Origin of the sequence: Paenarthrobacter sp. Z7-10 (genome assembly GCF_026932795.1) — a bacterium.
In the GTDB taxonomy this organism is placed as follows: Bacteria; Actinomycetota; Actinomycetes; order Actinomycetales; family Micrococcaceae; genus Arthrobacter_M.
In genome coordinates, this window is the sequence record NZ_JADPVH010000003.1 from 1 (window position 1) to 19,073 (window position 19,073).

Annotated in this window: 16 protein-coding genes and 1 pseudogene; 10 read left to right on the top strand and 7 right to left on the bottom strand. The window is 64.4% G+C overall.

The features are described from left to right. Positions 1-149 precede the first annotated feature (149 nt). Positions 150-1,073, bottom strand: a pseudogene (locus IV498_RS01435) (alpha-amylase family glycosyl hydrolase); the annotation flags it as partial. A gap of 408 nt (positions 1,074-1,481) precedes the next feature. Further along, positions 1,482-1,724 carry a hypothetical protein gene (locus IV498_RS01440; protein WP_269044779.1) on the bottom strand — a complete coding sequence of 81 codons (243 nt, stop codon included), beginning with the start codon at positions 1,722-1,724 and terminating at the stop codon, positions 1,482-1,484. Between IV498_RS01440 and IV498_RS01445 the strand changes: the two genes are divergently transcribed. After that, positions 1,723-2,277: a hypothetical protein gene (locus IV498_RS01445; protein WP_269044780.1), complete on the top strand. Its 555-nt coding sequence runs from the start codon at positions 1,723-1,725 to the stop codon at positions 2,275-2,277. The genes IV498_RS01440 and IV498_RS01445 overlap by 2 nt on opposite strands. Before the next feature lie 435 nt (positions 2,278-2,712). Here IV498_RS01445 and IV498_RS01450 read toward each other — a convergent pair whose 3' ends face one another. The 3 genes from IV498_RS01450 to IV498_RS01460 form a co-directional block, all read right to left on the bottom strand. Further along, positions 2,713-3,441, bottom strand: coding sequence for a hypothetical protein (locus tag IV498_RS01450; protein ID WP_269044781.1), 729 nt, complete (start codon positions 3,439-3,441; stop codon positions 2,713-2,715). Continuing rightward, positions 3,438-4,172 (bottom strand): hypothetical protein, encoded by a 735-nt coding sequence (locus IV498_RS01455; RefSeq protein ID WP_269044782.1) that lies wholly within the window; start codon positions 4,170-4,172, stop codon positions 3,438-3,440. The genes IV498_RS01450 and IV498_RS01455 overlap by 4 nt, the downstream gene beginning before the upstream one ends. Positions 4,173-4,315: 143 nt before the next feature. Then, on the bottom strand, positions 4,316-5,041 hold the full coding sequence (locus tag IV498_RS01460) for a YoaK family protein (RefSeq protein ID WP_269044783.1): 726 nt from the start codon (positions 5,039-5,041) through the stop codon (positions 4,316-4,318). A 117-nt stretch (positions 5,042-5,158) separates the two neighbouring features. Between IV498_RS01460 and IV498_RS01465 the strand changes: the two genes are divergently transcribed. The 6 genes from IV498_RS01465 (at position 5,159) to IV498_RS01490 (ending at position 13,164) form a co-directional block, all read left to right on the top strand. Further along, positions 5,159-6,829: an ABC transporter substrate-binding protein gene (locus IV498_RS01465; RefSeq protein WP_269044784.1), complete on the top strand. Its 1,671-nt coding sequence runs from the start codon at positions 5,159-5,161 to the stop codon at positions 6,827-6,829. Between the two features lie 8 nt (positions 6,830-6,837). Further along, entirely contained in the window at positions 6,838-7,791 is a 954-nt protein-coding gene (locus IV498_RS01470) for an ABC transporter permease (RefSeq protein ID WP_269044785.1), read from the top strand. Next, entirely contained in the window at positions 7,791-8,687 is an 897-nt protein-coding gene (locus IV498_RS01475) for an ABC transporter permease (RefSeq protein WP_269044786.1), read from the top strand. Before IV498_RS01470 ends, IV498_RS01475 begins: the two co-directional genes overlap by 1 nt. A 65-nt stretch (positions 8,688-8,752) precedes the next feature. Continuing rightward, positions 8,753-10,621 (top strand): gamma-glutamyltransferase family protein, encoded by a 1,869-nt coding sequence (locus tag IV498_RS01480; protein WP_442951258.1) that lies wholly within the window; start codon positions 8,753-8,755, stop codon positions 10,619-10,621. A 43-nt stretch (positions 10,622-10,664) separates the two neighbouring features. Further along, complete coding sequence (locus IV498_RS01485) at positions 10,665-12,494, top strand: dipeptide ABC transporter ATP-binding protein (protein ID WP_269044788.1); 1,830 nt, start codon at positions 10,665-10,667, stop codon at positions 12,492-12,494. Then, positions 12,475-13,164, top strand: coding sequence for a GntR family transcriptional regulator (locus tag IV498_RS01490; protein ID WP_269044789.1), 690 nt, complete (start codon positions 12,475-12,477; stop codon positions 13,162-13,164). Before IV498_RS01485 ends, IV498_RS01490 begins: the two co-directional genes overlap by 20 nt. Positions 13,165-13,504: 340 nt before the next feature. Here IV498_RS01490 and IV498_RS01495 read toward each other — a convergent pair whose 3' ends face one another. Beyond that, positions 13,505-14,764 (bottom strand): GmrSD restriction endonuclease domain-containing protein, encoded by a 1,260-nt coding sequence (locus IV498_RS01495; protein ID WP_269044790.1) that lies wholly within the window; start codon positions 14,762-14,764, stop codon positions 13,505-13,507. Positions 14,765-15,112: 348 nt separating this feature from the next. Here IV498_RS01495 and IV498_RS01500 point away from each other — a divergent pair, with 348 nt between their 5' ends. Then, positions 15,113-15,511 (top strand): TraR/DksA family transcriptional regulator, encoded by a 399-nt coding sequence (locus IV498_RS01500; RefSeq protein ID WP_269044791.1) that lies wholly within the window; start codon positions 15,113-15,115, stop codon positions 15,509-15,511. A gap of 39 nt (positions 15,512-15,550) precedes the next feature. Here the strand turns inward: IV498_RS01500 and IV498_RS01505 are convergent, their stop codons facing one another. Continuing rightward, positions 15,551-15,862 carry a hypothetical protein gene (locus IV498_RS01505; protein WP_269044792.1) on the bottom strand — a complete coding sequence of 104 codons (312 nt, stop codon included), beginning with the start codon at positions 15,860-15,862 and terminating at the stop codon, positions 15,551-15,553. Between the two features lie 427 nt (positions 15,863-16,289). On the opposite strand from IV498_RS01505, the gene IV498_RS01510 reads away from it, so the two are divergent. Next, on the top strand, positions 16,290-17,309 hold the full coding sequence (locus tag IV498_RS01510; RefSeq protein ID WP_269044793.1) for an NAD(P)-dependent oxidoreductase: 1,020 nt from the start codon (positions 16,290-16,292) through the stop codon (positions 17,307-17,309). Positions 17,310-17,504: 195 nt separating this feature from the next. Further along, positions 17,505-19,070, top strand: a complete 1,566-nt coding sequence (locus IV498_RS01515; protein ID WP_269044794.1) for a Na+/H+ antiporter — start codon at positions 17,505-17,507, stop codon at positions 19,068-19,070. Positions 19,071-19,073: the final 3 nt, after the last annotated feature.

The window sequence follows — 19,073 nt, forward strand, 5'->3', positions numbered from 1 at the left end:
TACCGGACGTGACCTGACCGGGAAACCCGACCCTTGCGTAAAAGACGAACCCTTCCCCAAAAACGATGAACTACTTACTGCTGCTGATTCCATGGGTGCTGCAACTCCCGATTAGTCGGGGGTGTTGCAACGTTCGCTAGAACTCGCCTGGCCCATTGGCTGTCGTGATCAGTGGGCGGACGGCTTTTGAGCGCCGCCACCAGCGGCCGGGCGTCCTGGCGGGCCAGTGCGAGATACATCCGCTGCATCACATTAAAGTCGAACATCATGCTCAGTTCGTCCGCGTCCTTACCGCCGAAAAATTTTTGCTGCTCGGGGTAAGGCAAATTGACCTCGCCAAGCAGGACGCCGTCGCCAACGCGTCTGCCGACGAAGCGCCGCAGCGCCTTCAGATACTGGTGTGGATTGGGGAACTCTTCGCTGCGTTCGCCCAGTGTCTCCAGGAAGAAGGACACGGCGTCCACCCTGAACCCGTCCAGACCCAGATGCAGCCAGAATCCGATCACTTTGGCGATCTCATCCCGGACCTTGGGGTTTTCCACATTCAGGTCCGGCTGGTACTTGTAGAACCGGTGCAGGTACCACTCACCTGTCGCATCGTCCTGCGTCCAGATCGATTGTTCCTGATCGGGAAAGACAACTTGAGCCGAGGTGTCAGGCGGCGGATCGGAACGCCACACGTAGAAGTCGCGGTGCGGGCTATCCGTGCTCTTCCGCGACGATACGAACCACGGATGGTGGTTTGAGGTGTGGTTGACCACCAGATCGGCGATCACCCGCAGCCCGCGGTCCTGTGCGGTGCGCACGAACTCGACCAAATCCCCGAAGCTGCCCAGACGCGGGTCGACGCCGTAGAAGTCGGTGATGTCATAACCGTCGTCGCGGTCCTGGGTGGGGTAAAACGGCATCAGCCAGATGCAGGTGACGCCGAGCTCGGCGAGGTAATCCACGCGTTGCGCAAGACCAGCGAAATCACCGCAGCCATCGCCGTCGGAGTCAAAAAAGGTCTCCACGTCCAGGCAATAGATAACGGCGTTCTTCCACCAGACGTCGGACGTGTCGGTGATCTTCACGATGTGTCCTCACTCTCGTCGTGCATGCGGCACGCTCTAGGTCTACCCGCCGGGGGCCCGTTCTGTCGAGGGACAGCGGCTGTCCGGACCGGTCGGGATTGGCTCGGGACCGGTCGGCGCTGGCTGGGATTGGCTCGAACTGGCTGGGATTGGCTCGGGACCGGTCGGCGCTGGTTGGGATTGGCTCGGGACCGGTCGGCGCTGGTTGGGATTGGCTCGCACTGGCTCGAACGAGTTCACCGGTGTGTGCTACTTGTTTTCCGGGCACCGACACCTGTAGACGGCGAGCCGGCCAGAACACAGGATGATGGCACAGGGCCCGACGGCGGCCCGGCACTGCGTCTTTTCGCAGCGCGGATCACGGGTGATTGGGGACCGGCATGAATAACAGGACTGCTCCACGCGGGATTATTTTGGCCGCGGCAGCGGCCTTAGCCCTTGCAGGTTGCGGCGGAGGCTCCGGCGCTGCCGGGACGCCGCCGCACCGGCCACCACTCCGTCGGTCAGCTCAGCTCCGTCTGCCAGTTCCGCTCCGTCGGCCTCTCCTGAAGCGAAGTCCTCGGACGCAGCGTCGGCCACCACGGGCAGCACGGCCCCCGTTTCCGCACCGACGGCTGCAAAGCCGTATTCCAACGAGCAGCTGGCGGCCATGGTGACGAAGCTAAAGGATGCCAAGGGGCGGGCGTTTGCGGTGATTCCGGCCGCGCAATTGGACCAGGCGTTGGTGCTGGCCCGAAAGGTGCTCAAAACGGCCGATATCACGCCGAAGGCCTGTGCGGTGCTGGCGACCAATAATGCCCAGGTGCCGGAGGGCAGTACGTACGCGGCCGGGGCGAGCCTGTCCGCGTCGGACAAGACTGTCACCACGGTGACGGTTTTCGCCGTGAAGGATGTCGCCTCTATGGCGAGCCAGATGTCGGCGTCGAAGAAGGCCGTGTCACAGTGTTCCGTAGTCACCATCAGCATTGCCGGAAAAAAAGTTACGAGCAGGATCGTTCCGGTCGACGTCAGCACCAGTGGGGACGTTTCACTGGGCGCGCTAACCACCGAAACCTCAGCCGCTGGCGCGAAGGCAACGACGCTCAGCGTCAGTGGCATCAAGGGAAATTTGGCGGCCACGGCAGTTAAAACCGGTACTGCTGTTTCGAGTTCGGCCAGTGCGGAACTGGTCAAGCTCGTCAACTCGATTCTCGCCAACGGCTGACCAGGAGCCGACGGCTTCGGAACCGGGAGAGTCCCGGCTCCGCCTGACCTCGTCTCCCTCCCGGTGCGGCGACCGGCATACCCGTTTTCACTTGGTCCGGCCTTCGGGTGGTGACGCTTGCGCCTGGTCGGGCCTTCGGGTGGTGACGCTTGCGCCTGGTCGGGCCTTCGGGTGGTGACGCTTGCGCCTGGTCGGGCCTTCGGGTGGTGACGCTTGCGCCTGGTTTTTCACCTTCTGTGGTTCGCAACGACGCGGTCGGAGGATCCGGTGCTTAAACGGCTGAGTGGTGGAGGCCCCCGCCAACCACCACTCACCCCCCAAGAAACGTGTATCCCGGCTGACGTCAGCGGCAGCAGGTTCACATATTCATGATTATTGCACGAACTAATGAAAATGTGGGCGGCGTGGCCACCGATACGACCGCCCGAGCAGGCGTTAGAAGTGCTGTCCGCCGATGGAACGGGGACGGACAGCCTTCCGCCGGTCCGTCCGCAGCGCGATCCAGACCAGGGTGAGGCCTCCAGCCAAGGCGATGACGGAACCGTAGCTGAGGAAGTGACCGAGCGTCGTGACGGGCAGTGAGGGCAGCTCCAGCGCCGTTGCCGCCACGACCATACACAGGCCGGCGCAGATGAGGGCAGCCGCGGTGCGCCGCATTCCGGTGGCACCAGTCCTCGCACCCCGTCCCGTCGGCACAATCAGGCACGCCGCAGCGTAAACGGGGTAAAGCTTGCCGAGCAGGGCGTAGTCCGCCACTGTGCGCTGCCCCGTGTAGGCGGCCAAGCCGGTGCTGGAAACCGGCAGGTCGCTGAGCAGGAACAGAACGAGGGTGCCGGCAGAGATCACAATCAGGATGCACAGACCGAGTGAGCCGCGGATGAGACGTTGGCTGCGGAGCGATCCATAGGCCACTGCCAGCTTTGACGCCAGCACGAAAAAAATCGCATAAAGGGCGAATCGCAGCACTAGATTGGCTAGATTATGGCCACCGAGCACGGCATCCACCGGAAGATAAATAACGCGAAGGCTCAGCCCGACGGCGACGGCCGCGAGCACGAAGGCCCAGAACAGGCCCACATTTTTGCCGTTGACGGCAGCTGGCAGCCGCGACACCGCGCAGATCAGGCAGGCCGCCAGGGCCACCCATTGAAGTGCTGCGATCATCCGAGATTCTCCCAAAGTGCCATGGTTTGTTCGTTGTCTTGATCAATGCGCCGCAGCGTTTTACCTAACGCTTCCAGCCGGATCACGGACAGCGTCACCAATTCGGCATCCGGCAGCCTGCACAGCGCGTCCGCGCGGGCACCCGGAGGCCAGCCGGCTTCCTCCGGTGTCAGCAGTCCGGTGACCACCAGCCCGTTCGCGAGGCCGACGCCGGACAGGCGGGCGGCTGCCAAGGCGATGTCGGGCCGCAGCCGGTTGGCGCTCAGCTGCGCGGAGAAGTTCTGTGCCGCCATCCGAAGATCCGTCAGTATTCTTGGCCGCAGGTCCACCGTGTCGATGGCTGCGATCCAGTTGCGGACGGACGTCGCGTGCGGCAACGGTCCCAGTGGCTGGGCTGGTGCCGAAGTTTGGAATTGGGCCGCGGCATTGCGGAGAAGAATCTGCTGAAGCAGGTCGATGTCGGAAATCTGGCTGATCAGCTCCGCGTCGGTGGGCGGCCGGGAACCGGCGGAAAGTTCCCGGTATCGGTCAAATCCGGCAAGCGACTGAAGGACATCCAGCTTAAGCGCCCGGCTGATGCTGATAACCGTGCTGACGGCGACCTTGCCCCGAACCAGCTGTTGCGCCAGGGTGGAGCGCTTGATGCCGGCCATGGAAGAAACCGCTGTCATGGTGGTCCCGGGCGTCACGACGTTCAGCCACTGCTGGAAAGCCTTGGCGGGCACGGACATGGGTGTTTTCCTCGGCGGTTGGGAGATTGCTGCCCTCTGATTTTACCCAGAGAAGTATCCCGTTTATGCTTGCAGGATTGGTCCCCCATTTTGCACACCCCCCAAGTGCGAAAAGGGGGACCATCTTTTTTGTGTCCTGGAGGTCAGCCTCTTGCGGGTTCTTCAGCCGGGTCCGCTGTCAGTTCCCGGTTTTCGTGCCGCCAGCGGAGGTGTCCGAAACAGGTCACGACCGCGGTCAGTAGAGCAGAAATTGCCAGCCCCAGCCAAAGATGGACATGGAGCGCCGCCGCTCCAGCGAGGGCGCCGAGCAGGATAAGCGCGATGGCCAGAGCACGACGGAGCCAGAACTGTGAATTCCCACCGGCAAGCCGGGAATTGGAGGCCAAAGCGGTAATGGTGGAGGTGACCACCACCGTCGTCACATCCGTGACCTTGAGGTGCCTTGCGGTTGCCGCCTGGACCCCCATCATCAGTGCCAGCACCGAAGTGGTGATGCTCTCCCGGAGCAGGTTCCCAGGCACGGCCACGACGCCCACAAACACGGCCAGTGCCGTGATGCCGCAGGTCACGGTCAGCAGTGCGGCCGAGGTGCGGTGCGACCAGCCGTCCGGCGCCCTGCGCAGCACCCGTCCGGCGCCTGCCGCGCCAAGCATGAAGCAAACCAACGCCAGGGCCGGACGCAGGATCGGCAGGTTGGTGCCGCCGGCAAAGGCCATGCCCAGCAGCACCACGTTCCCCGTCATGTTTCCGGTGAAGACCCGATCCAATCCCAAATAGCCGACGGCATCCACAGCCCCGGTGGAGAAGGTCAGGATGAGCATCAGCACCAGGTGCAGCCGCCCGGTGGAGATGGAATATTTTGATTTCATGGGAAATTCCTCCTTCACACTCTTGTAATAAAGGTATACAAAGCTTAGGTTACTACTTGGGATTGTATGCAATACGTTCCCGGCACCGCACAGTTGTCACCTAACCATAGGAATTGCATGCCGTCCTTACGCCGTCATCATCCAGGCCGCCGCCGGAGCGCCCGGTGCCTCGCCGTGCTGACCGCCACCGCCGCTCTGGCTGTCGGAGCCAGCGGCTGCCAGGCCATCCAACCGCTGCAGGCTGCTCCGGAGCGGGCCGACATCACCTCCGTCCCTTCGGATGGGCACAAGGTCGTCAACGGAGGGGACCTTGTTATGGCCCTTTCCGCCGAGCCGGACCGTCTCGATCCCACCACCTCCTCCTCGCTGTACACCCGCTACGTCATGCAGACCATGTGCCAGAAGCTCTATGACATAGACGCCAAAGGCACCTTGGTTCCGCAGTTGGCCACCGCCCTTCCGTCGATCTCCAAGGATGGGCTGACTGTCACCATCCCGATACGCAGCGACGCCACCTTCGCGGACGGAACCAAATTCAATGCCGAAGCCGTCCGCATCACCCTGGACCGCGGACTGCACCTCAAGGGATCGGGGCGCAAGAGCGAACTGGGCCCGATCAGCACCATCAGGGCCGCCGATCCGACGCATGTCCAGATAACCTACAAAAAGCCCTTCGCTCCGCTTACCGCGGCGCTTGCGGATAGGGCAGGCATGATTCTTTCGCCTAAGGCCCTCGCCGACGAGGGGGCCAAGTTCGGTGACCATCCCGTCTGCGTTGGGCCGTTCAAGTTTGTGAACCGAGTCCCGCAGACTTCCATTTCGGTGCAGCGGGACCCGTTGTATTACGATGCCGAAAAAGTGCATCTGGACACCATCACTTACCGGATCATGACCGACTCCAACATCCGTGCCGCGAACCTGCGCTCGGGGGACGTCCAGGTGGCCGACTCGGTGTCTCCGCAGGACGTCGACGCTTTGATGCAGCAAGAAGACATCGGCGTGCTGCAGGTTGGGTCGCTGGGTTACCAGGGTCTGACCGTTAACATTGGCAACACCGACGGTGTCGGGATGCCTTACGGCAGCATCGATACGCCGCTGGCCAAGAGCGCCCCGGTGCGGCGGGCATTGTCCATGTCAATTGACCGCAAAGCCTTGGTGAATACGGTTTTCAACAACTGGTACCAGGCCGCCTGCTCGCCCATAGCGCCGTCCAGTCCCTTTGCCTCGGCGGCGAGCAAGGCCTGCCCGGAGTTCAATCCGGCCAAGGCCAAGGAGTTATTGAAGCAGGCAGGGGTAAGCACGCCCTACCCACTCAAGATGCTGGTCAGCAATACTCCCGACACCCTCCGGTTTGCCCAGGCCCTGCAGGCGGCCGTCGCGGAGGGAGGATTCAAGCTGACCGTCCAGCCGGTTGAATATTCCACCCTGTTGGACCTGCAGAACCGTGGCGAGTTCTCGCTGCTGCAGCTGGGCTGGTCGGGCCGGGTTGATCCGCACGGGAACATGTTCAACTTCCTCTCCACCGGCGGTGGCAACAACGTGGCCGGTTACAGCAGTCCGGAGACGGACAAGCTGTTAAAGGCCGCGGCGCAGACGAACGACGACGGCGAACGGGCCGCGCTTTACGGACAGGTGGTGAAGAAGGTTGCCCAGGACAATCCGATCATCTACCTGTACCGGGTTCGCAGCCTCACCGCCTACAGCAAGAAGGTGGCCGGTATTGAAACCTATGCCGACGGCGTGGTGCACCTCAGAGACGCCGCTTTCGTGCAGCAGCAGAAGGGCTGACGCCGACCATGATCCGATACATCTTCACCAAACTTTGGCAGTCGGCCCTGACCCTGGTCCTGGCCTCCGTCGTGGTCTTCATCGGTGTGCGGGCCTTGCCCGGCGATCCGGCGCTGGCGATGGCGGGGGAGGAGGCCAGCCCGGAGCAGCTGGCCGCCATCCGATCCCAGCTGGGATTGGATCAGTCCATTCCCGCCCAGTACTTCGCCTTCGTCGGCAAAATGCTGCATGGGGACCTGGGCAACTCCACCCGCACCGGGACTGCCGTGAGGGACCTGATCGGCACCACACTGCCGGTGACGCTGTGGCTCTCCGTCTACGCGATCGTGGTGGCCGTCCTCGTCGGCATCCTCTTTGGCGTGATCGCGGAACGCTTCCGCGGCCGATGGCCGGAATGGCTGACGAACGGCTTCGCACTGATTGGGCTGTCCGTGCCGAACTTCTGGCTCGGCATTCTTGCCATCCTGTACCTCGCCGTCACTCTGGGCTGGTTCCCGGCCTCGGGCTATGTTGACGTCATCGCCAACCCATTGCGCGGGCTGTATTACCTGACCCTGCCGGCCCTGATCCTGGGTACCTCGCTGGCGGCGGTGATCATGCGCCAGACCCGGGCGTCGATGATTGAAACCATGAGCACCGACTATGTCCGCACGGCCAAGGCCAAGGGTCTGGGCGGCGGGCGGGTGCTGTTCCGCTACGGACTGCGCAACTCGCTGATTGTGGTGGTGACGATTGTAGGGCTTCAGCTGGGTGGGCTGATCTCCGGAGCCGTGGTGACCGAACGTATTTTTGCGCTGCCGGGCTTCGGTAAGCTCACCTTGGACGCCGTCTTCACCCGCGATTATCCGGTGATCCAAGCCGTGGTGCTGATCATTACCCTCAGTTACATCGTGATCAATCTAGCGGTGGACGTGCTTTACTCCGTCGTCAATCCCCGCATCCGAGTCGGAGGAAACAACTAATGGCCATTACTGTAGTTGATCCGCGCATCAACGTGGACGGGGCCGGTCTGGGATCGGGCCGGGGAAGAATCTGGAAATCACTGCGCGGCAATCCGCTCGGTATGGCCGGCGGAATTATGCTGGCGGTGGTGGTGCTGGTGGCCGTCTTTGCGCCGCTGATTGCCCCCTACGGACCCGCCGAGGTGCACTTTGCCACGCCGTTCCAGAAGCCCGGAACGGTGGGTTTCCTGTTGGGCACCGATGACCTGGGCCGGGACATCTTCTCCCGAATGGTCTTTGGGGTGCGTGCCTCGCTGGAGGTTGGGGCGTTGTGCGTGCTGCTGTCGGTACTGATCGGCACCCCGCTGGGGCTGCTGGCCGGTTACTGGAAGTGGCTGGATGCCATCGTCTCCCGGCTCACCGACGTCACTCTCGCCTTCCCGTTCCTGATCATCGCCGTCGGCCTGGCCGCGATCAGCGGGCCCAGCCTGACCAACGCGGCCGTGGCCCTGGGGATCGCGCACATTCCCACCATGATCCGGGTAGTGCGCGGCGAAACACTGCGGATCAAGGAGAGCGATTTCGTCCTGGGCGCCAAGACGATGGACGCCTCCGGGGTGCGGATCATCTTCCAGCACGTGATGCCCAACGCGGCCAGCGCCATTATCGTCCAGGCCACGGTAATTATGCCGGTGGCCGTGATCGGTGAGGCACTGCTGTCCTTTTTGGGTCTCGGCATCCAGCCGCCTACGCCCAGCCTGGGCATCATGCTCTCCGACGCGCAGCAGTACATTTTCCGCTCACCCACCGCCGCCATCTTCCCGGGCATCGGCATCGCGCTGATCTGCCTGGCCTTCAACCTGTTCGGCGACGCCCTGCGCGACGCCTTCGATCCGACCAACACCAGCCGAAAGTAATCCCCGTGACGTATACAGTGCCCGATTCCTTCACCACCCGCCCGACATTGCAGGGCACTTTTGGCATGAGTGCCTCCACGCACTGGCTGGCCACCGCCTCGGCGCAAGCCGTGCTGGAGCGCGGCGGAAACGCGTTTGACGCAGCCGTGGCGACAGCCTTTGTGCTGCACGTCGTGGAGCCGCATCTCAATGGTCCAGGCGGGGACATGACAGGGGTCTTCACAACAGCGGAAAATCCGGGCGAACCGGTGGTGCTGATGGGGCAGGGACCGGCCCCGGCCGCCGCTACCCGCGAGCACTACCTGGCGGAGGGGCTGGAGCTGGTGCCCGGTGCCGGCGCGCTTGCCGCTGCAGTTCCGGGGGCGGTGGACGCCTGGCTGCTGCTGTTGCGCGACCACGGCAGTTGGGAGCTGGCCGACGTGCTCGCCTTCGCCATCGGCTACGCCCGCAACGGCCACCCGGTACTGGCGCGGGTGGGGACCACGATCGCGACGGTGGCGCAACTCTTCGCGGAACATTGGCCCACTTCCGCGGCGCTGTGGATGCCCGAGGGCCGTATTCCGGCCGAGGGCGAGATGGTGCGCAACGAAGCTTATGCACGCGTCCTGGACCGGTTGATTGCCGCCGGTGACAGCGGTGCTGCCGGGTCCGCCGCGGGTGTCCATGCGCCAGTACAAGCGGACGACGGCGGCACGACGGTGCAGACGACCGACGGCAATGGACCAGTGCAGGCAATCGACGGCGGCTCGTCGGCGGGCCGCGAAGCGCGCATCGATGCGGCACGCAGGGAGTGGCGCGAAGGGTTTGTCGCCAAGTCCGCCGTCGACTTCCTGAAGAAACCGCACCGGCACTCCTCCGGTGCCGACCACGTTGGCGTGATGACAGAAGCCGACTTCGCGGCATTCCAGGCAGGCTATGAACCGGCCACCACGCTGGAATTCCGAGGCTGCACCATCGCGAAGACCGGTCCGTGGGGCCAGGGCCCGGCGCTGCTGCAGACGCTGGCCATTCTGGACGGTTTCCCGGATGAATGCCTGGACCCCTCCACCGCGTTGGGCGCGCACACCATCCTGGAAGCGCAGAAGTTGGCCATCGCGGACCGTGACTCCTACTACGGTGACGCGGACGTGGCGATGGATTACCTGCTCAGCGCGGACTACGCGGCCGAGCGCCGGGCGCTCATCTCCGAGCAGGCCTCGCACGAGTACCGGCCGGGAACGGTGGCCGGTCAGCGTCCATTCGTTCCGCCGCTGCGCACCGAATACCTGCCCCCGGCGCTCGCCGGCCGCGGTGACACCACCTTCGCCGGCGTGGGTGAGCCAACCGTCATGGCTACCGGAGAGACCCGCGGGGACACCTGCCATATCGACGTGGTGGATCAGTGGGGCAATATGATTTCGGCCACCCCATCGGGCGGCTGGCTGCAGTCCTCGCCAACCATTCCCGAACTGGGCTTTTGCCTGGGCTCGCGCCTGCAGATGACCTGGCTGGAGGAGGGCGCACCCTCGACCCTGGCTCCGGGTAAGCGTCCGCGCACCACGCTGACGCCCACCCTGGTGCTCAAGGACGGGAAGGCTGTTGCCGCCGTCGGCTCCCCTGGCGGTGACCAACAGGATCAGTGGCAGCTGCTGTATCTGCTGCGCACCATTGTGGGTGGCTATACCCCGCAGCAGGCCGTAGACGCTCCGGCCCTGCACACCACCTCGGTGCCCGGATCCTTCTGGCCCCGGACCTGGACCCCCGGCGGTGCCGTGGTGGAGGACCGGCTGGGCGAAGAGGTCATTGCCGACCTGGAGCGTCGGGGCCATGTCATCACCCGTGCCGGCGATTGGGCGCTGGGCCGGCTCTCCTCCGTGGTCCGCGACCCGGAAACCGGGGTATTGAAAGCATCAGCGAATCCGAGAGGTGCGCAGGGATATGCAGCAGGACGCTAAGTCAGGAAACGCCCGAGACGGCGGAGATGGCGGAAGTATGGGGATGACAGGGCAGCCGGGAAACTTCGGCCAGAGTGCGGTTACTGTCGGCGCGCAGAAGCAAGCAGTCCCGGAGCAGGCGCCCCTGCTCCAGGTCCGTAATCTTCAGGTGCGCTTTGGCGAGACCGCGCCGGCTGTGCTGCACGGAGTCAGTTTCGACATGCAGCGCGGCGAACGGGTGGCCATCGTCGGTCAATCCGGTTCCGGTAAATCCACCACCATCGGCGCAATACTGGGGCTGCTGCCCGGAAATGGGCGCGTATCCGGCGGCGCCATTCTGCTCGACGGCCAGGACCTTGCCACCGCCACAGACGCCTCGCTGCGGGGAATCCGAGGCAAGCGCATGGGCCTGGTTCCGCAGGACCCGATGTCCAACCTGAATCCGGCCATGAAGGTGGGGGCTCAAATTGCGGATACCCTGGCCAGCAACGGTCTGAAGGGACGCGCGGCCGTAAAGCGCAGGGCCGTGGAACTGATGACCGAAGCTGGCATTCCGGACGCGGCACGCCGCTATGGACAGTACCCGCACGAATTCTCCGGCGGTATGCGCCAGCGCGTGCTGATCGCCATCTCGCTTGCCGGCGAGCCGGACCTGCTGATTGCCGATGAGCCCACCTCCGCCCTGGACGTGACGGTGCAGCGGCAGATCCTGAACCACCTGCAGACCCTAGTGGATGCCCGCGGAACCTCGCTGCTGTTCATCACACACGACCTGGGGCTCGCGGCGGATCGCACAGACCGGATCATTGTCATGGCGGACGGGCGCATCGTGGAGATGGGAACGCCGGCTCAGATCCTGCTCGACCCACAAGAGGATTACACCAAGCGCCTGGTCGCGGCGGCACCTTCGGTCACCGCGTCAGGAGCGCGTGAACCGGTCCTTCCGGACCTGGCATACGGAACCGGCTCCAGTGCGGAATCCGTTTCGCCTTCAGGGACGCCTTCAGGGACGCCTTCAGGGACGCTTTCAGGGACGGAACGGCGGACAGCGTCAGGGACAGCGACGCTGACGGGGAATGGGCCCGGGGTGCCGGCTGTTGCCACCGGGCCGGAACCGATCCTGGTGCTGAACCATCTGGTCAAAGAGTTCAATCTGCGTGGGCAGCGCGGCAGCACCGTCCGTGCCGTGGACGACGTGTCCTTTAGCGTCGCGCGCGGCACTACAACCGCCGTCGTCGGCGAATCCGGATCGGGCAAAACCACCGTGGCACGAATCATCCTGGGGCTGGAGGAGCCCACCAGCGGCGAAGCGCTGATCACCGGACGGAGCATCACGGCCAGCAGCGGGGCAAGCCGGCGCTCGCTGCGCCGCAAGGTCCAGCCCGTATTCCAGGACCCGTACGGCTCGCTGGATCCGACGTTCAGCATTGAACGGCTGATTGACGAACCACTGCGCGTCTTCAAGGTCGGCAGCCGGGTCAGCCGCCAGCACCGCGTCGCCCAACTTCTGGATCATGTGGCGCTGCCCCGCACGGTGGCCCAGCGCCGGCCAAACGAGCTGTCCGGCGGACAGCGCCAGCGCGTGGCCATCGCCCGCGCGCTGGCGCTGGAACCGGAGCTGCTGATCTGTGATGAGGCAGTGTCCGCCCTGGATGTGCTGGTGCAGGACCAGATCCTGACCCTGCTTGCGGACCTGCAGGAACGGTTGGGGCTGACCTACCTGTTCATTACCCACGACCTGGCCGTGGTGTGGCAGATCGCGCACCATGTGGTGGTGATGAAGTCCGGTAAGGTTCTCGAGGACGGTACTGCTGACCAGGTATTCCTGGCTCCGGAGGCCGACTACACGAAGGAACTACTTGGAGCCATCCCCGGTGCCGCATTCGCCAGCTAACCCGGACGCCGCCCCGAAGCAGCGGGTCCAGGACGCCATCCGGCATGACATCATCTTCGGCACGCTGCCCGCCGGAGCCCGGATCACGGAGGCAGCCCTGGCTACGAAATACGGGATCTCACGGGTGCCCGTCCGGGAGGCGCTGCACGCCCTGGAGGCGGAAGGATTCGTCGAATCGAAGCCGTATGCGGGATCAACCGTGTGTGCGATCCCGGTCGATGACGCCGACGATCTGTTCGCCGTCCGCGAGGCGCTGGAAGCGGCCACCGCCCGGCGGGCGGCGAAGCGTGCCGCCGGGCAGTTCAGCGCCGGAGCCCCGGATGGGCAGTGGTGGAAAACCCGAAAGGAACTGGCCGCAATCCTCGACGAGGGTGACGCTGCGATTGGCAATGGCCGCCCCGACCTGCTGCCCGAACTGAACATCCGCTTCCACCTGGGGATCGCCGAGCTCAGTGGCAGCCCCTCACTGACTGCTCTGTTGCGCCAGATTGCCGGAAAAATCGAGTGGCTGTACGCCTCTGACCTGAATTCGAGGGGAAAACAGTCTTGGGGTGAACACCGCACCGTGATGGCTGCCATTGACGCAGGGAACGTACCAGAGGCGGAGCAAGTCATGGGCGTGCATGTGCATCGCTCCCGGACCGGATACCTCAGCCGGTTCGCCGGGTAGGTGCCGGTTAGATCCGGGTCGCCACCGCGGGCCGACCTCCTGCCTTACTGGACTGTGACCGCAGCGGTCATACTAAAACTGACGCTGTAGGTCGATCGAGTGGTAGTCGTGACGTGATTCGGCGGCGGTAATCGTGTTTGTCCCGGTCCGCAGCAGGTGACCGGCACATTGACGGTCACCGAATGCGCATTGGACCAGGGGTATTATTTCGGAACTTCTTCCAATCGGTGTCAGGCCGGCGGCGAAAACCGCTAATCCCGGACGGACTTGAGTAGGACAATCGCCGCAGCGGTGTGGTTCCTGAGGGTGTGCGCCGACGGCCACTGCGGCTGGTGCCTGCCTATTCGCAGCCCACGCCGTCGCCGTCGCGGTCCAGCTTGGAACTGTAGCCGGGCTCGCCCACGTGGATCGGGGCGGCTCCGGCCGCTCGCACCGCGGTGCAATTCTTGTAGTAGACCGACGACGGTGCCGGTGCGGGCGCGGGGGCAGGCTGTGCGACCGGCGGTGCGGGAGCAGGCTGCGCGACCGGCGGCGCGGGAGCCGGTGCCGGGGCCGGTACCGCTTGGACGGGCGCAGCCGGTGCCGGCTGGGCCGGCTGGGCCGGCTGGGCGGGTGCGGGGATCGGTGCGACTACGACGGGCGCCGATTGATTCGTAGGCGCGAGGGTGTTTGCGCAGTTGGCCAGAATTCGGGCCATGGCATCATGCTCGGCTGCCGTGACCCACAATTTGTAGGTCGCCTTGACCGAAATCTGCCGCGCCACGTAGGGGCAACGGTAGGACTTGTTCGCTGGCAGCCAGCTGGCCGCGTCGCTGTCGCTCTTTTGCAGATTGGCCGGACCGTCCACGGCGAGCAGATTCAGCGGGTCGTTGCCCAGTGAGGTGCGCTGCCCCGGGGTCAGTTGCTGCGCGCCCGTCTGCCAGGCATCGCTCAGAGCAACGACGTGATCAATCTGTACGGCACTGCTGGTGGCAACGCCGCGCTGAAAGGGGATGATCGTTGCGGTGTAGGGATCATGCAGAGTGCCGGTCAAGATGACGCAGTTGTGCGTCCCGGGTTTAACGGTCAGCGACTTCAGGTCCCGCCGGAGGATGTCATTGCGCGTGTCGCATCCATTGTGATCCACATCGGCCCAGGCCTGGCCAAATTGATCCCGGGAGTAGCCGGTTTTGGGTGCGCGGCCCTTAACGGGCAGGGTGGCCAGCAGGTTCAGCGCGGTGGTGCTGTAGGCAGGCTGGTTTTTGACTGGTGCGGCACCGACCTGGGCGACCGCAACGGTATCGGAGTCCAGTGGCTCCGTGTCCGGCGGCTGTGTCTGGGCCGTCGCGAGCGACAGAGCGGACGGGGCGGACGACGACGAATCCTGGGCTGCCGGTGCCGCCGACGGATTGGCGGCGGTCTGGTGACCCTGTATGGTGGCCGGGCTGGCGGCGGCTGCGCCGGTATCGTGCGTTATCGCGGCCTCCCGCACGGCGGCGGCCCCGGACCCGCCGCATCCGGTCAGCAAAAGGAGCAGTCCGACGGACAACGAAGCGGATTTCCAACCGGAAAATGCCTGGTTGAAATTGGTGCGGCCAGATGGCAGGCGTAATTGATTCAACTTTCCCCCAATAAAGTGTGCTGCGATTAGCAACAGGATATAGGTCCGGAACCGATTCTGGGACACGAAACGGCTGCAGATTCTTAATCACGTGAAGCGTGCATGCGCCTGCCCTGTTCCCCGTGGTCTGTTCGTCCGGAATTAGGGCATTCCGGAAATCTCAGGCGCAGCAGGCGAAAAGGGGAACGGGCGAAATATCCGCCCCGGGATGGCATTGCCGGGAATCCAAACTGCTTGCCTTCCCCGGGCGCACAATCGGTGCTGGATTTTGCAGCGCAAATGATACTGACAGCACCCTACATCGGGGCTAGCATGTACTCCTGAACCAGAGAATAGGAAGTCCATCCCATGGGCGAAATGTTGGACAATGGAGTCGCTGCGTCCCCGAATGCGAAGAATGTTTTCGGCCAACTGCTGCTGCAGCGGCTAACCGACGCCCGGGCACATGTGGCACGCCTGAACGAAGAAATCCGGGAGGTGACGCTGGCCCGTCGGGACACTCCTGCGGACGATGAGCACGACCCGGAGGGGTCAACGGTAACCCTGGAGCGGGAGCACGATGTGGCACTTCTGCTCAGCGCCGAAGGCCAGGTTGCGGAGCTGATCGAGGCCCAGTCCCGATTGGCCAAGGGGACCTACGGCAGCTGCGAACGATGCGGGCAGCCCATCCCCCGTGAGCGGCTGGCCGTACGGCCAGAAGTGAGGTTCTGCGTGCCCTGTGCCAGCATACGGTCCAAGGAACGCTGACTCCGGCCGGCTGACCGCCGCGGCCGGCCGGCGGCCCACCTACCGTTTGGTTTCCCCGGTGATCGGTGCAGGCACGATGTCGCGCCCGCCCAGGGATCCGGGGAGCTGCAGATACCCCGTCCGGACCGTTACGTGCTGCGGGCAGAGTCCGCCGGCAGGAATAGCCGTGCCGGCGACGGTGATGACGATCGTGTCCGGTTCTTCCTCGAACCGGAACCGCACCGGCTCGTTGCAGGCCCGGATGGTGCTGGAAAGGTAAATTCGGTTGGTGTCCGGATCGACGTGCAACAGCCGCCACGGCAGGGACACCTCGTCAGGACGTAGTTCCGGGCCGGCTGCTTCCACTGGCAAGAGCTGGTATCTCGAAGGGTTAAAGGACTCCGCCCCCGACGGACCCGACGGCGGGATATTTGGGCTGGTAGGGCTCTCAGCCGGGGGACCTGAGTTGGTGCTGCCCACAACTGGACGAGAGCTGGTGATGCCCGGGCTGTTCCCCGGCCGGTCGGCGCACCCGCCCAGTGCCGCCCCCAACGTTGCTGCCACTCCGACCATGGCCATAGTGATCCAAAGCCGTTCGCCGAACTTTCCGAGCATGGGTTTGATCTTAGCGAGTCAAATGCTGTTCGATGTGGTCAATGCGGTCCGCTGTCACATCCCCTCCTGGCACACCGCTCCGATACGAAATTGGCGGCGGCTTCCCGGTCTATCCGGCGGGGTAGGGTGGAAGCGGAATTTTGTGGCCGCACCCACCTTGGGCGCCGAATGGAAAGGCAAACGGATGACACGCGCAGTGACCACTCCTGACCTTGCGATAGTTCCCGGACCCAACGAGAATCTGGCGCAGGCTGCCGCGGCGGGAGGTGGGAACCTGGGTCCGCTGTCGGAGGCGACAACGGGTCTGATTGTGGGAGGACGGATCAGTGCAGCGGAACTGTCGCGCCAGCTGACGGAACATCCGGGGATTGGATGGGTGCAGCTGCCGTCCGCGGGGATTGAGGCATATGCCGCGGCGATCGCGGACCACCCGGAACTGGCATGGACCAGTGCCAAGGGTACTTACGCGCGGCCGGTGGCAGAGCACGTGCTGGCCCTGACGCTGGCTTTGCTGCGCCGGCTGCCGGAAAGGGTCCGGGCGAGCAGTTGGGGCACGCAAGCGGGAGTGTCGCTGTTTGGCGCCCACGTGGTGGTCCTGGGAGCCGGCGGCATTGCCATCGAAATCATCCGTTTGTTCCGCATCTTCGGTGTCCGCATTACGGTGGTTCGGAATGGGCCAGAGCGGGTGGTTGAGGCGGACCGAACGATATCGATGGCTGCTCCGGCCGCCAATGCGGACTTGCCGGATGCGTCAGCAGGCGCGGAGCCGCCTAACTCCGGCATCGGCGCGGCGGAGCACGGCGTTCCACTGGGCGAGGTGCTGGCCGACGCCGATGTCGTTGTGGTGGCAGCGGCTCTTACGGCCGGGACCAGGGGCATGGTCGGTGCTGCGGAGCTGGGCCGGATGAAGCCGGGCAGCGTCCTGATCAATATCGCCCGCGGCGCGCTCGTCGATACCGACGCATTGGTTCAGGCGCTCGCGGCCGGCGCTTTGGCTGGGGCCGGCCTGGATGTGACAGATCCGGAACCCCTTCCGGATCGGCATCCGCTGTGGGCCGAGCCGAACGCGCTTATCACCCCGCACACGGCCAATACGCAGGAGATGGCGCGGCCGCTGATCGCCGCCCGGGTGCAGGAAAACGTCCGGCGATGGGCAGCGGGGGAGGAGCTTGAGGGGCTGGTGGACCCGGCAGCTGGTTACTAGTCCCTTGGTCCTCCGGCATCCTGGCTGGCCACCTGCGGCAAAGGACCTTTCTCAACTCCAGCGGCGTGCCCACCGCCACCAGCTGTATGGCGAAGTTCACCCGTCCCTTCCCCCAAAGCGCGGAACAATGCCTCGAGCGGATACGCTGGTGCTGGCTCGAGCGGCCGCAATACAAGCCGGAAGCGGACGGTGCGCATGGAGATTTTGACGGTGATCATTGGCCTGATGCTGGCCACTGTGCTAGCCGTAGGTCTGGGGGACCGTATCCGATTGCCGTATCCGGTGCTGATGATCATCCTTGCTGCGGGTGCCGCCTTCATTCCCGGTTTTCCCGAGGTGCGAATCGATCCCGAACTGATTCTGCCGCTGTTCCTGCCTCCGCTGCTTTTTGCCACCGCGCTGAAAACTTCGTGGTCGGTTTTCCGGGTACGCTGGCGCAGCATTGTGCTGCTGGCCATTGCGCTGGTGGTGCTGACGACGGCGGCGATCGCCGGTGCGGCCTGGTTGCTGATCCCGAGCATCGGGATTCCGGCAGCCATCGCCCTTGGTGCGATGGTGGCACCGCCTGATCCGGTTGCGGTGGCGTCCATAGCCGGCCGGGTCCGAATGCCGCGCGCGCTCAGCAGCGTGCTGCAAAGCGAAGGCCTCTTCAACGATGCCATGGCGATCGTAATTTTCCAGGCTGCGGTGGCGGCGTCACTCGCCGGCCAGGACCTCAATCTCCTTCTTTTGGGTTTGCTTTTGGCCGGTTCTGTCGGCGCCGTGCTGGTGGGACTGGTGGCGGGCTGGCTGACCAAGAAACTCATGCACTTCATCACCGCTCCGGTGGGCCGGAGCGCGGTGACTCTGGTCGTCCCGTTTGCCGTCTATATCACCGCCGACTCGGTACATGCCTCAGGCGTCGTCGCCGTCGTCGTCACGGCCCTCGAAATCCGCCGCAACGCCCACCCCGAAGCCGCCGAGGAAAGGGTGACAGGGAATGCCTTTTGGGATGTCGTGGAACTGCTGGTGACCGGCATTGCTTTCGGTCTGGTGGGGTTGGAGGTGCGCCAGGTGCTCCAGGACGAGAGCACGCGTTTGGGCACCCTGCTCGGCCCCGCCTTGCTTCTGTGCGCACTGACCTTCGCCGTCCGGGCTGCGTGGCTTGGCTTGCTGGTGCTGCCGAGCAGGCGGCGTGGAGCGCACGCGCCGCCATCCGATGCGAGGGACGTTGTGGTACTGACCTGGTGTGGGATGCGCGGTCTGGCCACGCTGGCGCTGGCGCTTGCATTGCCGGCGAACCTCTCCAACGGAACGCCATTCCCGGGACGCGGGGAGATCGTCGTACTGGCGGTTTCGGTCCTGCTGGCCACGCTCGTACTGCCCGGTTTGACGCTGCCATGGCTTATGCGGATCCTTCGGATTTCCGAAGGGCCGGAGGCGGCGCAGGACTCTGAGCGGGAACTGGCAAGCCGGGCCGAGAAGGCGGCGATGGATGCCATCGAGGACTCCGACTTACTGGACGATGTGCCGGAAAAACGGATTACCTGGATCAAATCCAGGCTGCTGCACCTGCATACGGAGCTGGTGGACATGCACAGCGAGCCGGTCAAGGAGGAGCAGGCCGAATTCCGCGACTGGGCCATCGCTGTGCAGACTTTGGCCCTGGATGCTGCCCGGAACGAAATGGTGCAGGCCCGCAGTGAAGCGGGAACTGACCCGGAAGCGGTGGACCGGGTGCTGCGGCGGCTGGATCTTCGCACCATGCTTGCCCCGGACTGATCC

Excerpts from the sequence above, each read along its gene's own strand:
- IV498_RS01445 (WP_269044780.1), top strand. The coding sequence starts at position 1,723 with ATGGTGACGAAGCTAAAGGATGCCAAGGGGCGGGCGTTTGCGGTGATT.
- IV498_RS01440 (WP_269044779.1), bottom strand. The coding sequence starts at position 1,724 with ATGGCCGCCAGCTGCTCGTTGGAATACGGCTTTGCAGCCGTCGGTGCG.
- IV498_RS01450 (WP_269044781.1), bottom strand. The coding sequence starts at position 3,441 with ATGATCGCAGCACTTCAATGGGTGGCCCTGGCGGCCTGCCTGATCTGC.
- IV498_RS01455 (WP_269044782.1), bottom strand. The coding sequence starts at position 4,172 with ATGTCCGTGCCCGCCAAGGCTTTCCAGCAGTGGCTGAACGTCGTGACG.
- IV498_RS01460 (WP_269044783.1), bottom strand. The coding sequence starts at position 5,041 with ATGAAATCAAAATATTCCATCTCCACCGGGCGGCTGCACCTGGTGCTG.
- IV498_RS01465 (WP_269044784.1), top strand. The coding sequence starts at position 5,159 with ATGCCGTCCTTACGCCGTCATCATCCAGGCCGCCGCCGGAGCGCCCGG.
- IV498_RS01470 (WP_269044785.1), top strand. The coding sequence starts at position 6,838 with ATGATCCGATACATCTTCACCAAACTTTGGCAGTCGGCCCTGACCCTG.
- IV498_RS01475 (WP_269044786.1), top strand. The coding sequence starts at position 7,791 with ATGGCCATTACTGTAGTTGATCCGCGCATCAACGTGGACGGGGCCGGT.
- IV498_RS01480 (WP_442951258.1), top strand. The coding sequence starts at position 8,753 with ATGAGTGCCTCCACGCACTGGCTGGCCACCGCCTCGGCGCAAGCCGTG.
- IV498_RS01485 (WP_269044788.1), top strand. The coding sequence starts at position 10,665 with ATGACAGGGCAGCCGGGAAACTTCGGCCAGAGTGCGGTTACTGTCGGC.
- IV498_RS01500 (WP_269044791.1), top strand. The coding sequence starts at position 15,113 with ATGGGCGAAATGTTGGACAATGGAGTCGCTGCGTCCCCGAATGCGAAG.
- IV498_RS01510 (WP_269044793.1), top strand. The coding sequence starts at position 16,290 with ATGACACGCGCAGTGACCACTCCTGACCTTGCGATAGTTCCCGGACCC.
- IV498_RS01515 (WP_269044794.1), top strand. The coding sequence starts at position 17,505 with ATGGAGATTTTGACGGTGATCATTGGCCTGATGCTGGCCACTGTGCTA.